At 44.4% G+C, this 15,997-nt stretch carries 11 protein-coding genes and 2 tRNA genes; 7 read left to right on the plus strand and 6 right to left on the minus strand.

The features are described from left to right. The first annotated feature begins 20 nt into the window (after window positions 1–20). Both HMPREF0671_RS01215 and HMPREF0671_RS01220 read left to right on the plus strand, forming a co-directional pair. A complete protein-coding gene (locus tag HMPREF0671_RS01215; RefSeq protein ID WP_082721701.1) occupies window positions 21–2,021 on the plus strand; it encodes an Ig-like domain-containing protein in 2,001 nt (666 codons plus the stop codon). Window positions 2,022–2,031: 10 nt separating this feature from the next. Continuing rightward, entirely contained in the window at window positions 2,032–2,847 is an 816-nt protein-coding gene (locus tag HMPREF0671_RS01220; RefSeq protein WP_036896211.1) for a DUF3108 domain-containing protein, read from the plus strand. A gap of 136 nt (window positions 2,848–2,983) precedes the next feature. Here the strand turns inward: HMPREF0671_RS01220 and HMPREF0671_RS01225 are convergent. After that, window positions 2,984–3,056 (minus strand) — tRNA-Phe (locus HMPREF0671_RS01225). A gap of 114 nt (window positions 3,057–3,170) precedes the next feature. Here HMPREF0671_RS01225 and HMPREF0671_RS01230 point away from each other — a divergent pair. Then, window positions 3,171–3,243 (plus strand) — tRNA-Pro (locus tag HMPREF0671_RS01230). Between the two features lie 160 nt (window positions 3,244–3,403). Continuing rightward, a complete protein-coding gene (locus HMPREF0671_RS01235; RefSeq protein ID WP_036896212.1) occupies window positions 3,404–3,847 on the plus strand; it encodes a D-Ala-D-Ala carboxypeptidase family metallohydrolase in 444 nt (147 codons plus the stop codon). A gap of 108 nt (window positions 3,848–3,955) precedes the next feature. Here HMPREF0671_RS01235 and HMPREF0671_RS01240 read toward each other — a convergent pair whose 3' ends face one another. The 5 genes from HMPREF0671_RS01240 to HMPREF0671_RS01260 all read right to left on the minus strand — a co-directional run bounded on the left by HMPREF0671_RS01240 (window position 3,956) and on the right by HMPREF0671_RS01260 (window position 10,889). Further along, on the minus strand, window positions 3,956–4,483 hold the full coding sequence (locus tag HMPREF0671_RS01240) for an NUDIX domain-containing protein (RefSeq protein WP_036896213.1): 528 nt from the start codon (window positions 4,481–4,483) through the stop codon (window positions 3,956–3,958). Window positions 4,484–4,485: 2 nt separating this feature from the next. After that, window positions 4,486–5,916: a sialate O-acetylesterase gene (locus HMPREF0671_RS01245; protein ID WP_036896214.1), complete on the minus strand. Its 1,431-nt coding sequence runs from the start codon at window positions 5,914–5,916 to the stop codon at window positions 4,486–4,488. Window positions 5,917–6,049: 133 nt separating this feature from the next. Further along, entirely contained in the window at window positions 6,050–7,222 is a 1,173-nt protein-coding gene (locus tag HMPREF0671_RS01250; RefSeq protein ID WP_036896215.1) for a TlpA disulfide reductase family protein, read from the minus strand. Between the two features lie 144 nt (window positions 7,223–7,366). After that, window positions 7,367–7,744, minus strand: coding sequence for a fluoride efflux transporter CrcB (gene crcB / locus HMPREF0671_RS01255; protein ID WP_036896216.1), 378 nt, complete (start codon window positions 7,742–7,744; stop codon window positions 7,367–7,369). Window positions 7,745–8,654: 910 nt separating this feature from the next. Further along, window positions 8,655–10,889 carry a GH92 family glycosyl hydrolase gene (locus HMPREF0671_RS01260; protein WP_036896217.1) on the minus strand — a complete coding sequence of 745 codons (2,235 nt, stop codon included), beginning with the start codon at window positions 10,887–10,889 and terminating at the stop codon, window positions 8,655–8,657. 137 nt (window positions 10,890–11,026) lie between these two features. Between HMPREF0671_RS01260 and HMPREF0671_RS01265 the strand changes: the two genes are divergently transcribed. Genes HMPREF0671_RS01265 through HMPREF0671_RS01275 form a run of 3 tightly spaced genes read left to right on the plus strand, consistent with a single transcriptional unit; the run spans window position 11,027 to window position 15,971 of the window. Beyond that, complete coding sequence (locus tag HMPREF0671_RS01265) at window positions 11,027–13,195, plus strand: GH92 family glycosyl hydrolase (RefSeq protein WP_036896218.1); 2,169 nt, start codon at window positions 11,027–11,029, stop codon at window positions 13,193–13,195. Between the two features lie 46 nt (window positions 13,196–13,241). Continuing rightward, window positions 13,242–14,690 carry a glycoside hydrolase family 125 protein gene (locus HMPREF0671_RS01270; protein WP_052052748.1) on the plus strand — a complete coding sequence of 483 codons (1,449 nt, stop codon included), beginning with the start codon at window positions 13,242–13,244 and terminating at the stop codon, window positions 14,688–14,690. A 6-nt stretch (window positions 14,691–14,696) separates the two neighbouring features. Next, window positions 14,697–15,971, plus strand: coding sequence for an MFS transporter (locus tag HMPREF0671_RS01275; RefSeq protein WP_036896219.1), 1,275 nt, complete (start codon window positions 14,697–14,699; stop codon window positions 15,969–15,971). Window positions 15,972–15,997 lie beyond the last annotated feature (26 nt).

A 15,997-nucleotide genomic window follows, 5' to 3' on the forward strand; every position in this document is an offset into this window, starting at 1 on the left:
AATACATATATATGAATCGAATGAAAGGAATAAATAGACGACTCTTCAATCAGTTATATATCGTAGTGATATTGGCTGTGGTTGCCGGAATAGTGTCTTGTGCAAGGATGGGAAATCCCGATGGTGGATGGTATGACGAGACTCCTCCGAAGGTGTTGGGAGCTACTCCGGCTGATAGAGGTACGAATGTGACTTCAAAAAATATTCGTATTCAGTTTGATGAATTTATCAAAATAGAGAACGCCAGTGAAAATGTTATTGTCTCTCCACCGCAATTGGAGACACCGGAGATTAAAGCTTCGGGCAAATATATAGACGTGAAACTGATAGATTCGTTGAAACCTAATACTACGTATACGGTGGATTTCAGCGATGCCATCAGCGATAATAATGAGGGAAATCCGCTTGGTAACTATACATATAGTTTTTCTACAGGCAGTGATATAGACACGATGGAGGTGTCGGGTTATGTGTTACAGGCCGAAAATTTGGAGCCAGTAAAAGGTATTTTGGTAGGTCTCTATGCGAATATGGCCGATTCTGCTTTTCAAAAACTTCCTATGTTACGTGTGAGTAGAACTGATAGTCGTGGCCATTTTGTTGTCAAAGGTGTGAAACCGGGACAATATCGTATCTATGCTTTACAAGATATGGATGGGAATTATACATTCAATCAGAAGAGCGAGATGATAGCTTTCAGTCATGATATGATCACTCCATCGGTGAAAGAAGATGTTCGTCAAGATACTACATGGACCGATTCGTTGCATATTGCGGCCATCGACAGAGTGCAATATCATCATTATATGCCCGATGATGTGGTGTTGAAGGCCTTTACCGAGGTGTTGACCGACCGTTATTACATCAAGAATGAGCGACAGAACCCTGATAGATTTACGCTATTTTTTAGTTATGGTAATGCACAATTGCCTCAAATTCACGGACTTAACTTCAATGAGAAAGACGCTTTCATCATTAATACCACTGTGAAACAAGATACGATTACTTATTGGTTGAAGGATACGGCGCTGGTGAATCAAGATACATTGCGCATGGAGATGACTTATTTGATGACCGATAGTTTGGGTAAACTGGTCAGTCAAACCGAACCTTTGGAAATACTCTCCAAGCAACCTTATGCCAAGCGCATGCGTGAGAAGCAGAAAGAAATAGCCGATTGGAAGAAGAAAATAGAAAAGGCGAAGAAGAAAGGTGAACCTTTTGACAGTATTATGCCGCTCAAACCATTGGCTATGGATATTAAAGTAAGTGCTCAATTAGACCCCGATAAGAACATACGATTCATATCGCCTACCCCATTAGAGATGGTTGATACTACGAAAATACATCTCTATTCTAAGCACGACTCACTGTGGTATAAGGCTCCATTCTTATTCCGACAGTTGGCAAAACGAGCTACCGATGGTACCATGATACAGCCCGATAGCCTGCGACACGGATTGAAATATGAGCTTATAGGTGAATGGAGACCGAATATAGAGTATAGTCTTGAAGTGGATAGTGCTGCATTTGTAGATATCTACGGCAATATATCGGGTAAGTCGAAGAACGGATTCAAAGTGAAATCGAACGACGAATACAGCACGTTATTGGTGACTTTACAGGGTATGGATTCACTGAATATGGTGGTACAACTGCTTGATTCAGGCGATAAAGTGGTAAAAGAAGTGAAAGCAAATAATGGTCAAGCCGAGTTTTTTTACCTCTCTCCGGGCGAATACTATATGAGATTGTTTGTAGATAGTAATAATAATGGTGTGTGGGATACCGGTAAATACGATGAAGATAGGCAAGCTGAGGAGGTGTATTATTACCCTCAGAAGTTGGAATGCCGTGCTAAATGGGATATAACACAGACATGGAATCCTAAGTCTACCGTTCTCTATAGACAGAAACCTGCGGAAATAACGAAGCAAAAAACAGATAAGAAACGCACCGTTCAGCATAGAAATGCTGAACGAGCAAGGAAATTAGGTAAACAGTATATACCTAGAATTTAAACGAATATATATGGACAGACTCACTAGAAAAATCATAGGAGCAATGCTGTTGTTGCTTATTACAACAGCCGGTCGTGCTCAGTGTTCATTTCGAAACACAGCTTTTAAGTCGGGAGAGTTCCTCTCTTATAATCTATATTATAACTGGAAGTTTGTTTGGGTCAAGGCCGGTACAGCTTCCATGTCGACAGTTCAGAGTAGTTTTGAGAGTAAATCGGTTTATAGATGCAGTCTTACCACACGTGGAAATGATAAAGTAGACAATTTGTTTGTGCTGCGTGATACACTACTTTGTTACAATTCACTCGATTTGGAACCCATCTATTATCGTAAAGGAGCACGCGAAGGCAAACGCTATACAGTTGACGAGGTGTTTTATAATTACGATGGTGGCAAGTGTAATGTGCGCCAACATCGTCAGCACAACGACGGTACGCACTCATGGGAACGTCATTCTTACAGCGATTGTATCTATGATATGGTGAGTATTTTTATGCGTGCTCGCTCGTTTGATCCTACCAATTGGAAGAAAGGAAACGTGGTGAAGTTCCTTATTGCTGATGGAAAAGGACGCACACCGGCACAGATTCGTTTCGATGGAGTGAGCGTTGTCAAGGGGGATAACGGTGTGAAATACCGCTGTTTGCGTCTTGCTTATATGGAATGGGATGAAGGAAAATTCAGGCGTATAGTAGATTTTTACGTCACAGATGATGTTAATCATGTGCCTGTGAGACTTGATATGTTTCTTAAATTCGGTTCTGCCAAGGCCTTTTTAGTTAGTGCCAAAGGGCTAAGAAATCCTATCCAGTCAATAGTCAAGTAAATTTTACAGGAGTAAGTAGGAGTTAATTGGAGTAAAAAGGGAGTTAATGGACATTTGTCTGTTAACTCCTTATTCTTTTAAAAAGAAAAAAGCCGCTACCCTCCGAAGAGAAATAGCGACCTAATGAAAGGAGGAGTGGTGCCACCAGGAATCGAACCGGGGACACAAGGATTTTCAGTCCTTTGCTCTACCAACTGAGCTATGGCACCAAACATAGCTTTTTAAAAGCGAGTGCAAAGATACTGTTTTTACGTAAGTCTGGCAAATTTTTAAGATAGAAAATATACTTATTCAAAAAAATACTGTACCTTTGCAACACCAATCGGGATGTAGCGCAGTTGGTAGCGCACTACGTTCGGGACGTAGGGGTCGGGCGTTCGAGTCGCCTCATCCCGACTTTTAGACAGTTTGCAAGCGTTGTTAAATTAGCGAAGCAAGCTGTCTTTTTTCGTATCTATGCCCTATGTATGCACAAGTGTATGCGATACGAGCGTATGATTTTGACCAAACGAGAATATCTTTGCAGTGATACTAACAAATCAAAAAGTAACATTGTATGGATAACAAAAATCAAAACACGATGTTGTCTCCTCATTTTTCACTTTGGGAAATGACTCGTTCGGGGACAGCAGAACGCTTAGGTATCAAGAATATACCTAATGATGAAGAAGTAGAAAACTTGAAATTGCTGTGTAAAAATGTGTTGGAACCATTGCGAGAACGTTTCGGTCGCATCATCATTACGAGTGGATTCAGGTGTGAATCATTGAATAATCGGGTGAAAGGAGTAGCCACTTCACAGCATTTACATGGGCAAGCTGCCGATATACATATATCGAATCGAGAGACAAGTATGCGCTACTTTAATTTTATTAAAGACCATCTAGTGTTCGACCAATTGCTCTTTGAGCGTAAACTGAGCAATGGTTGTCTGTGGTTACACGTAAGTTACCGGGCACGAAACAATCGAAGAAAGATTGGCGTAGTAAGTCTGAAATGACGTTTAAGACGGAGTTAGGAGAAGTTAAAAGGGAGTAAATAGGGAGTTAAAAGGGAGTAAATAGGAGATAATGGACATATGTCTGATAACTCCTATTATCCTCTTTTTTTACTCCCTTTTTAATTTTCTAATATATTTCTCTACTCCTTTCCGAATAGAATGTAGTCCGAAGTCGGCCGGATTAACCTCTTTTATTGGTATCCATAGACACTCTGCAGCATCATCAGAAGCCTTTAAGTCAGTGATATTGTCCACATGACAACGGAAAAATAGGTCGAGTGTGGGTATTGTCAAACCGCTGTAGACATATTGATTGGGCAGACTGAAGAGGTATTCCGCCCGTGTTACATGGAGTCCGGTCTCCTCTTTTACTTCGCGACATACACCTTCTTCTACGGTCTCTTGTACGTCGGCGAATCCTCCCGGAAGGTCTAATGTACCCTTGGCAGGTTCCTTTTTACGACGTACCACGAGCATTTCGCCTTGCTCATTGGTGATGATGGCTGCGTTAGCACTGCTTGGATTCATGAATAATTCAAATCCGCAATCACCGCAAACCTTACTTTTCTCGCTGTTGGCAATAAACTTTTGGCTGCCACAGACAGGACAATAATTATATTTATCGAGCAACATCATGTTTACCAATTGTCAGTTCTAAAGGGGAATAGTGGCAGTAGTGCACGATTCTTCACATTACCATAGCCCCAATTATTGAATGCGTAGCGCACGGCAACAGGCTTCTTCACCTCCGGACAAGTGATAATGATACCCTTGGTGTAGTGATAATATGCATTGGCTTTATGGAAAACGCGATCTTCACCGGCCACTTCAAATCCTTGTAAATCCTCGTATCGATTGATACTGTTATAGTCGTTCTTCAAGTGGACATAACAAGTGTCGTTGCTAATTGTAAAGTCTTTGAAGGCAGGACTCTCACACATAATCTCCTTCATACCATAAGTTTTGTTCAAAGCTTGCCATGCCAGTCGCTCCCCTACTTGTTGTTTCTGTGCCGGATGTATCTGTTGACTCTCGTAAGGATATACTAAATCGTCGGTACAAATAATGCCACTGTTAGGTATAACAAGCGAAGCGTTATATTGTTGTTCGCGTAACAAGGCTCCGTCATCACCATCTTTCTTACCGTAATTGTATGGAGCTATTTGCACAAAGTAGAAAGGCAGTTCGCCCAGTTTGAAGTCGCGACGCCATTGTTCTACCAACATCTTCAGTCGATTGGTATATTGTCCGGCCGGATCGCCTACGTTAGAGCAACCTTGATAATAAATGATTCCCTTGACGGTGTAGTTGAGTATAGGGTGGAAAGTGCCGTTACCCCAAAGTAACGGACGGTGATAGTCATAGCTAAACTTTTTCACTATCTGTATGGAGTCCATGGGTTCGTGCGTGTATTTCTTTAAATTGGCTTCGTCGAGCCAACTTTCTACGCGTGTGCCACCTTTGTTTGCCATGATGATACCTACCGGAATATCAAGAGTTTTATTCACTACTTGTGCGAAGAAATAGCCTGTGGCCGAAGCATTGGCAACTGTTTCAGAACCGATAACTTTCCACTCGCAAGGGCGGGTGTCCTCTTGTGGCTTCATAGCCATGGTACTGGGGATGGGTAGATAGTGGATACCACTGTATTGACGAGCTTCTGTTACAGCCTTATTATAGCCTTCTACCGGGCAGTTACCGAACCCTTTGACGGGCATCTCCATATTGCTTTGTCCTGCACATACCCATACTTCGCCGGACAATACATCCTTGATGGTGGTAATATCGCCATCGTCGAAGGTGATTTGGAAGGGTGTATAACTAGCTTTTGGGGTTGCTACTTCTACCAGCCAACGCCCATTTCTATCTGCTTTTACTTGATAACTCTTACCGTTCCACGATGTTGTTACCTTGATAGATGACCCCGGACGATCCCAGCCCCATAGTCGCGCGTTGGTATTTTGCTGGAGAATCATGTTGTCTCCAATCATCTGTGGAAGCTTCACTTTGGCATAGTTGCCTAGTGTGGTAGCCAATACTGCTGATAATAATGCGATTTGTTTTAGCATGGTCGTTTATTTATTACGATATATCAAATGCAATATTACGAAAAAAATTGCTATCTTTATTCTTATATACCATTACAAAAGAGACGATGTAGAAACATCGTCTCTTTTGTATATAAATAGTTTTTGATTCCTTTTATAACAAAGCCTTAATCTCTGCATCCAAGTCTTTTACCTGAGCATCGCGCTTGACAAGTGTATTATCGCGACCAATGAGGAAGAAGGTAGGGATGCTTTGTACGTTGTACTGCGATAATATAGAGCTGTTCAAGCCATTTTCGTCGCGTACACTAACCCAAGGTAACGCGGCAGTTTGTGTCTTCCAAAAGTGTTCATCGGGGTCGATAGATACCTGATAAATCTCAAATCCGGCAGCATGATACTTGTTATAGAGCGAGCGCATCATCATAATACGTTTCGGACTCTCGGGAGTACTGAACACATGGAAGTCGAGTAACACTACTTTTCCGGCTAGTTGAGTCAGGCTACGCATGTTACCATGGTTGTCACGCAATGGAACGTCAATCAAACCGGCTAGCTTTACCTTGCTGGCATCAATGGTAGCGGCTTGCTGTTTGGCTTCGAGTATGCGCACGTCTTTCATTCCTTCGATGGCGATATTGTGTAGGTTCAGTCCTCGTTCGGCCTTGGGATAATAAGTATCCCAGCTAGTTGCTACAGCAGCAAATACCTTGATGTCGTCCTTATTATTGCGAGGATTGAAGATAAGCGAGTTTATATTGCCCAGTGTGAAAGCCTGAAAGAGTGCGAAATAGCTGTATGCCTTCATGGGTTCTTTGAAGATATAGCGTGTCTTTACATTGTCTTTGTAAGCTGTGAGCACCTTGCCTATACTGTCTTCTACAGCTTCTACGCCTAAACTAGGGTTGTTGGCGATGGCGTTAACCTGCGCTTGAAGTCCCATTTGCATCAAAGCCAACTCTTTTATCTTCGTACAGTTGTCACTTCCGCTTACTTCGTATTTAGAAGCCATCGTGGGGTATGATGCCTTCACATTTACAGTTTCGGTAGAGTCAATAGACAGATTGATAATCTGTCCAGCTATGCGTAAGCGGTAGAACTCAGGCGCATTGGTGGCTTTTTCGTCGAAACTAAAAGAGCCATCGGCATCTAGTTTTACTGAGTCGGTGACTACCGGACCATTCAGACTCATATTTTCAAAGTAGAGAATAGAATCTTTAGCATCGGTAATTTCGCCGTTGACATGGAACTTCTTGTTGTTACAAGAGACTAAGCTCAAACTTGCCAGCACGATGACAGCTGCAATGTGGAATTTAGATATACTCATTTATTAGGCTATTTCATGATTTGCATACAAAAGTAATAGAAATGGGGCGAAACACAAAATTAATTGTTTTGTTTTTTACACCATTTTACAGACACCAACAACCATTATGACATGGTTCTCCATCAGAATCGTTCCACCGACTTATCAGAATTGTTTCATTAGTGTATAACCGGCATAGACAGCCAGTATTCCCACCGTTATGCTCACGCCGGCATAGAGAGCTGCCGTGAACGGATGGCCGTCGCGTAGAAGCGTGAGATTCTCGTTACAGAAGGTAGAGAATGTAGTGAGTCCGCCACATAGGCCTACTGTGAGGAACAACTTCATGTCGCCACTCACCCATGCCACGCGTGCCGACAGGGCATAGAAGATACCTATGAGTAGACAACCCAACAGATTGACCACCAATGTACCGTAAGGGAACGCCGAGAGAATGGTGCCCTGAATAAAGCGCGAAAGCAAAAAGCGAAGCACCGTTCCTATGGCTCCGCCCAAAGCTACTATTAATATAGTTCGTATCATCAGTGTGTAAAGGTAGTCATTTTCATGGGTTTACGTGTCGATGGAGCCACTTTTTTATGTAGAGAGGAAGTGTCTTGTGCGGGAAAACCTCTGAAAGAATAGGGAAAATCCCCCTTATGTATATGGAAAACCCTTTGTCTATGATGCATAACCTACGTAACTTTGCAACCATCAAACAGTCAACGGACAAAGATTAGAGAGTAAACATAAAGAATTAGAGAGTTATAAAATTCAGGATAAGACTGTTGATCATAGGTATTAGGTTAACCTCTTAAGGGTTAGAAGATAGATGACTCAAGTTACATGACGTATTGTGTATGTGGCAGGTTTTTATTCCACTAAAGGAATAAGACCTGCTTTTTTCTTGTTTATTGACAACCTGTATGAGAGTATTTTGTATATTTGCATACGTTTAACCAAAGAAAGGAGATGCGTTATGAAAAGACAACCGAAGATGCATCATGAGGACGATTTCGACCTTGAGAATGTGTATAACGAAGACGAGAATTTCTTTCGGGGATGCGAAAGTGTGTAGATTTTAAGGTGATAAAAAGCCTCACCCCAACCCTCCCCATAAAGGGGAGGGAGATAAAGATGAACTTTTTCCGTTTCTACAGAAGCCTCTCCCAAGCCATTATCTCCATCATTTTCTGTCGCTACAGAGGCCTCACCCCAACCCTCTCCAAAGGGAGAGGGAGAAAGAAATGGGCCTTTGTCGTCCCACAACTTAAAAACTTATTAACTCAAAAACTTGACCCCTATTCCCCTTTTTATTCCCCTTTCCCTTTTGGGGAGGGTTGGGGTGGGGCTGTTGCAACGCCTTTTCAGCATTGCTGCTCCGCCTCTTCAACAAAACAGCTAAGGCTTTGCAGCATCGCTGCAAAGCCTTAGCACTCAATTAATGATAATCTTATTGGATGACGAGACGGCCACCTTTGACCAACTCATCGTGCGATATGCGGTACTTGGTAAGCGGTTTTCCGCCCAGTGTCATACGACGAATGCGTTCACCTTTGGTCTGTTTTTCTATCACGAGATCGCCCTGTGGATAATACTTTTGGTCGAGATGTAACGTCACTTTGTCGAAAGTAGGCATCGTAATGCTGTAATACGGACTGCCGGGACAGTCGGGATAGAAGCCCATCATAGAGAAGAGAGCCCATGTAGACATTGTTCCGGTATCGTCGTTTCCGGGAATTCCGTCGGGCTTATCGGTGAAATGCTGTGCCAAAAGACGTGTTACCTCTTTCTGAGTGCGCCATTCCTCACCGGGGAATTGGCAGAAAAGATAAGGATAAGCAATATCCGGTTCGTTGGCAGGGTCGTATAGTTTTTGGTCGAACACCATTTGCAGACGGTCTACAAACTTCTTATTGCCCCCCATCAGTTTAGCCAATCCTTTGACATCGTGGGGTACATAGAAGGTATAATTCCACGCACTTCCCTCGTGGAAACCGGGCGCATTCGAGAAATCGGCGCCATCTTTGGGATTGAAAGGAGTCAGGAATGTGCCGTCGGCCTTGATAGGTCGCAGTGTTCCAAACTCTTTTGAGTAATAATGACGATAACCTAAACTCTGCTTACGGAAGCGTTTTGCATCGTCTTTTTTGCCGAGTGCATCGGCCAAATTAGCCAAAGCATTGTCGGCCACATAGTACTCCAAAGCGTGGGAAACGCTGTTGTCGCCCGACTCATCGGCTGCATATTCGCCCAGAGGCACGTAACCGCGCTGCAAGTAAGGGTCTATGTCGGGGCGCATCTTGTTGTCTTTGCTCGCCGTGGTAGCTGACTTAACGAAAGCAGCATAGGCTGTGTTGATGTCGAAATCGCGCAATCCTTTGAGGTAAGTATCGGTGATGGCAGGGATGGAAGGGTCGCCCTCCATGGTCCAAGTCTCGCGCCCGAACAGCTCCCACTTAGGCATCCATCCCCATTCACGGTACATATCTACCATTGAGCGTACCATATCGAGCTGTCGGTCGGGATAGAGCAAAGTTTCAAATTGATGTACATTGCGGTATGTATCCCACAATGAGAACACCGTATAGCGATTAGTGGTGGTCTTACCGTTGCCACTATTCTCCATCAATGGATATTCACCGTTGACGTCTTGAAGGATATTGGGGTGTATCTGACTGTGGTAAAGAGCCGTATAGAAGACCCGACGTTGTGCCTCGGTACCGCCCTCTACCGTGATACGGTCAAGGCATTGAGACCAAGCTTCGACCGCTTTGGCACGAATATCGTCGAACGAAAGCGACGGCTGTTCGGCTTCCAGATTCTGTCGGGCATTGGCTATGGAAACGAAAGAGACACCCATCGACACCTCTATCTGTTCGCCCTCAGCGCAGTCGAAGTCGAAATAATAGCCCACTTGATCGCCTGCTAGTTCGCGACCATAAGATGTATAGAGCTTGTAGCGGCCATTGTCTTTATCCCATTGTCCCTCTACGCCTGTCATCTTCGGCTGCTTTTTCCAGTATCCGGAGCTTTTGGGAGCCTTGTTCACACGCATCACGAAGTACATGGGGAACACTGCTTGCGCGGTATAACAGAAATTGCCAAGTAGTCGATAGCCCTCTATCTCAGTGTCGGAAACGCGGCGTACCATGCCACCCACTTCGTTGGTGAGACCGTCGCCGACGTTCAATAAAATGTGACCTTCACCCTTTGGGAAAGTATAGCGTTCGCGCGAAGAGCGCAGGGTAGATGTTGCTTCGCAGCCGATACCATATTTCTTGAGTTTCACGGCGTAATAACCGGGCGATGCTTTTTCGTCGGTATATTCAGAACCGTAGTTATGATAGTCGACATCGAGCTTACCTGCAGTGGGCATAGTGAGCAATGTACCGAGTTCGGGACATCCCACACCACTTAAAGTGACATGTGCAAAACCGGTAAAAAACTTGTTGTTGTATTCGTAAGGAGCCGACCACCAGCGAGCATCCTTGTCATATTGATTGAGGTCGGAGCCCATCACATTGAACGGAACGACCGACATCAGTCCATGAGGAAGTACTGCCCCCGGATTACAGACACTGAAATTGGTTGTCCCGATAAACGGGTCTACATAGTCCACATTTCGCTCTGCCATCATCGGCATAGCTGTCAACAGCAGCAGAGGTAATAAGGTTTTAAATTTCATGCAGTTCGATTGATAGTTAAAATTTAAGCGTAAAATTACGTAAAAAATGGTAATCGCCCAAATTTAGAACTTTTGCATCACCCGATTTTCTTTATTTTTAGTATATTTGCAGTCATTATAAACTATAAAGCCTAGTCATGATATTAAGGAAAAAAATATTGTTATCATTAGCCATTATTGTGCCTATGGGGCTTATGGCGACTGTTCAGAATAACGAAAAACAAGCAATTGATTACGTCAATCCGATGATAGGGGCAGGTGGTCACGGGCATGTATTCGTGGGAGCCAACGTGCCTTTCGGCTTCGTACAGCTAGGTCCGACGGAATATACCCGTGGTTGGGACTGGTGTTCGGGCTATCATTACAGCGATTCTGTGCTCGTAGGGTTCGGTCATACCCACTTGAGTGGAACCGGAATCGGTGATTTGGGCGACATTGCTTTTCTGCCTGTGGCCGACAAAAACCAGAAAGATGTGAAGTTCTCACATGCTGCCGAGACCGTTCGTCCGGGCTATTACACCGTGAAATTGCAGCATCCCAACGTGTTGGTGGAGCTTACCGCTACCAAACGTGCAGGTTTTCACCGTTATTATTACGGTGCCAACGTGAAACAAGGACTTATCGCTTTGAACCTGAAACAGGGTATTGGATGGGACAAAATGACCAGTTGCAAGTTCACACAAGACGGTGCTACCACCATCAGCGGTTATCGTATGTCGAGCGGATGGGCCAAGAATCAGCAGATGTATTTTGCTGTCGAGTTTTCACAGCCGGTGAAATTGGTGCAGAATCAAGACTCTGTGGGTGTTTTTGCATTTGAAAACAATGGTACACCACTGCTTCTAAAGGTCGGCTTATCGGCCGTAAGTGTAGAGAATGCACGAGAAAATTTGAAAGCAGAAATCGCAGGATGGAACTTCAATCAAGTGGTGGCTGATGCACAAAAGGCATGGCAAGACGAATTAAGTCGTATCACCGTGCAAAGCGACAACGAAGCTCAAAAGACTATTTTCTATACAGCTATGTACCACACCATGACCGCTCCATCGGTATTCAGCGACGTGAATGGACAGTATCGTGGTGCAGACGGACAAGTACACAGTGGTAATTCTGTCAACTATACCACTTTCTCGCTGTGGGATACTTATCGTTCATGGGGGCCGCTAATGACCTTGATTCAGCCTAAACTGATGGGCGATGTGGCACAAACTTTCATGAATATCTACCGCGAACAAGGCAAACTGCCCGTTTGGCACCTTGTAGGTAATGAGACAGACTGTATGGTTGGTAATCCCGGAAGCATCATGTTGGCCGACTTAGTGCTCAAAGGTTTTGTGAAAGACCGCACTGCTGCTTTCGAAGCCTTGAAGAACACATCGCTTAAAGACGACCGCGGACAGAGTTTCTTAAAGCAATACAACTACATACCTTACGACAAAGACGAGACCATGGAGACCGTGGCTAAGACCATGGAATACGCCATTGCCGACGCCGGTGTGGCCAAAGTAGCGAAGCTCTTGGGCAAGACAGCCGACTACAAGCTATTTACCAAGCGCAGTCAGTCGTATCGTAACCTCTTCGACCCAACTGTAGAATTCATGCGCGGACGTGATTCCAAGGGTATATTCCGTCAAGAATTCAACCCATTCAAGACCATTCACCGCCAAGACGACTATACAGAAGGCAACGCATGGCAATATACTTGGCTCGTACCACAGGATGTTCACGGCCTCGTAAACTTGTTCCCATCGGAGAAAGCATTCGTGAATAAGTTTGATTCTTTGTTCGTTGTGACAGGTGATCTTGGTGAAGAGGCTTCTCCGGATATATCAGGTTTGATTGGACAATACGCTCATGGCAATGAGCCAAGTCACCATGTACTCTATATGTACAACTATGTGGGACAGCCATGGAAGGGTGCCAAGCTCATGAGACAGACCATGGACGAGATGTACACCACCGATATTGATGGTTTGAGCGGTAACGAAGACGTGGGTGCTATGTCGGCTTGGTACGTGATTTCAAGCATGGGCTTGTATCAAGTAGACCCATCCGGTGGTAAATATGTATTCGGTTCACCCATTTGGAATGAAGCTACGTTGAACGTAGGCAGCGGAAAGACTTTCCGTATCACGACGGTTAACAACAGCAAGGAGAATATCTATATCCAGTCGGTGAAACTGAATGGAAAGAAATATACGAAGTCGTACATCAACTATACCGACATCGTGAAGGGTGGAACATTGGAATTCACCATGGGCAACAAGCCTTCTACATTCGGTACAGCAAAGAAAGACAGACCTTAAAGAAGATATGAATAATCGTAATAAACAGTTATTAACAGCAGCAAGCATGGGTTTGCTGCTTGCTATGCCCACCACGAAGACATGGGCACAAGACGTAAAAGTAGAGCAAAGATACTTGACCGTAGTTCCTGATAATACCACGAACTACGTATCGAAACGGCACCCTGAGAGCGAAAGACTGTTCCGATCGGAGGCTGTGGATAAAAAGATTAAGGAAGTACAAAAGCTTCTGGCAGGTAATCCGAAGCTTGCTTGGATGTTTGGTAACTGCTTTCCAAACACCTTAGAGACCACCGTACACTACAGCAATGCGTCGGGTGATGACGATACATTCGTCTATACGGGCGACATACATGCCATGTGGTTGCGCGATTCGGGGGCTCAAGTATGGCCTTATGTGCAGTTGGCCAAGAAAGATAAGAAGCTTGCCAAGATGATTCGCGGTGTCATCTTGCGCCAGTTTAAGTGTATTAATATCGATCCGTATGCCAATGCTTTCAATCCCGGACCAACGGGTGACGGCTGGCAGAACGATGAGACCGATATGAAGAAAGAGGTGTATGAGCGCAAATACGAGATTGACTCGCTCTGCTATCCCATTCGTCTGGCTTATTACTATTGGCTCGTGACGGGCGACAGCAGCATCTTTGGTTCGGAATGGCAAGCCGCCATCGCCAACGTACTGAAGACTTTTAAGGAGCAACAACGCAAGAACGATTGCGGTACATACCATTTCTTACGTGTCACCGACCGCACTTACGATACCGTGGGATGGGGAGGTTACGGTGCACCGGTGAAGCCTGTAGGACTGATAGCGTCTGTTTTCCGTCCTTCGGACGATGCAACGACCTATCCGTTCCTTATTCCTTCTAACTTCATGGCGGTAAGTTCATTACGCAAATCAGCAGAGATTCTTACCAAAGTGAATAAGGATGAGACCACGGCAAAGGCATGTACAGAACTCGCCAACGAAGTAGAGGCAGCTTTAAAGAAGTACGCTGTATACAATCATCCGAAGTATGGAAAGATCTATGCGTTTGAAGTTGACGGATTTGGAAACCACTTGTTGGCCGACGATGCGAATGTTCCAAGTCTCTTAGGTATGGGTTATTTGGGCGATGTAAGCCTTGACGACCCCATTTATCAGAATACTCGACGTTTCGTTTGGAGCGAAGATAACCCATGGTTCTTCCGCGGTAAGGCAGGTGAAGGTATCGGTGGACCACACGTTGGATTGAATATGGTGTGGCCGATGAGCATTATGATGAAGGCATTCACATCGAAAGACGATGCCGAAATCAGCCAATGTATGCGCATGTTACTGACCACTGACGCCGGAACAGGATTTATCCACGAGTCTTTCAACAAAGACGATGCGAAGGATTATTCGCGTGCTTGGTTTGCATGGCAGAACACTTTGTTCGGTGAACTGGTGCTGAAACTTATTGATGATGGTAAGACCGATGTACTCGTGAACTGTCTAAACGCTAAATAAAGGAACATGATGACTAACGAAAATCAAAAGAAGATCAGTCCGATAGCATGGGTTCCGACCCTATATTTCGCCATGGGAATGCCTTTTGTGGTACTCAATATGGTGTGCACATTGATGTATAAAGGACTCGGCGTGAGTGATACGCAGATTGCATTTTGGACAAGTAGCATCATGCTTCCATGGACATTGAAACCTCTATGGAGTCCTTTCTTAGAGATGTATCGCACCAAGAAGTTTTTCGTAGTATTGACACAGTTGCTTTCCGGACTCCTTTTTGCCCTTATAGCATTTGCTTTACACCTGCCCGACTTCTTCGCTATCACCATTGCTATGCTCTTTGTGGTGGCGCTAAGTGGTTCTACCCACGACATAGCAGCGGACGGAACGTATATGTCGGTGCTCAATAACGAGGAGCAAGCACAATGGATTGGTTGGCAAGGAGCATTCTACAATATCGCCAAATTAGCTGCAACGGGTGGCTTGGTGTATCTTGCTGGCTTCTTCATCGACCATTACGGAGTGGCTCAGGCATGGACGATTATCATGCTCATCATTGCTGTTATCATGGTAGTATTGGGCGTTTATCACATCTTTATACTCCCTTCGGGGGGGAAACAAGCTGAAACCGGTAAGACATTAAAGGAGTCGTTGACCGAATTATGGGGTGTTTTCGTGGAGTTCTTCCAAAAGAAACACATTATTTATTACGTTTTCTTTATTATTCTCTATCGCTTTGCAGAGGGCTTCGTGATGAAGATTGTGCCGTTATTCCTGAAAGCTTCACGTGCCGATCAAGGCCTAGGAATGACAGAACAACAAATCGGTCTGTGCTACGGAACGTTTGGAGCGGCAGCCTTTGTCATCGGTTCCATCCTCGGAGGATATTACATTGCCCACCGCGGATTGAAGAAATCGCTCTTCTCGCTAGCCTTGGTGTTCAACCTACCATTTGTGGCTTACACTTTCTTAGCGTTTGAACAGCCAGAGAATATGTTCTTCATCGGTAGTGCCATCACGCTCGAATACTTCGGTTATGGATTCGGATTTGTAGGTTTGACGCTCTTTATGATGCAACAGATAGCACCCGGTAAGCACCAAATGTCGCATTATGCATTCGCCAGCGGCATCATGAATCTGGGCGTAATGTTGCCCGGTATGCTCAGCGGATTGGTGAGTGATGCCATCGGATACAAGATGTTTTTCGTCTTTGTATTGGTATGTACCATCCCGGCTTTGCTGATTACGAAGTTTGTTCCATTCACTTACGAAGACCAAAAATAAGATTATTCAATTACATAAGAAATAAA

It is taken from the genome of Prevotella sp. S7 MS 2 (assembly GCF_000762865.1).
Taxonomy (GTDB): Bacteria; Bacteroidota; Bacteroidia; order Bacteroidales; family Bacteroidaceae; genus Prevotella.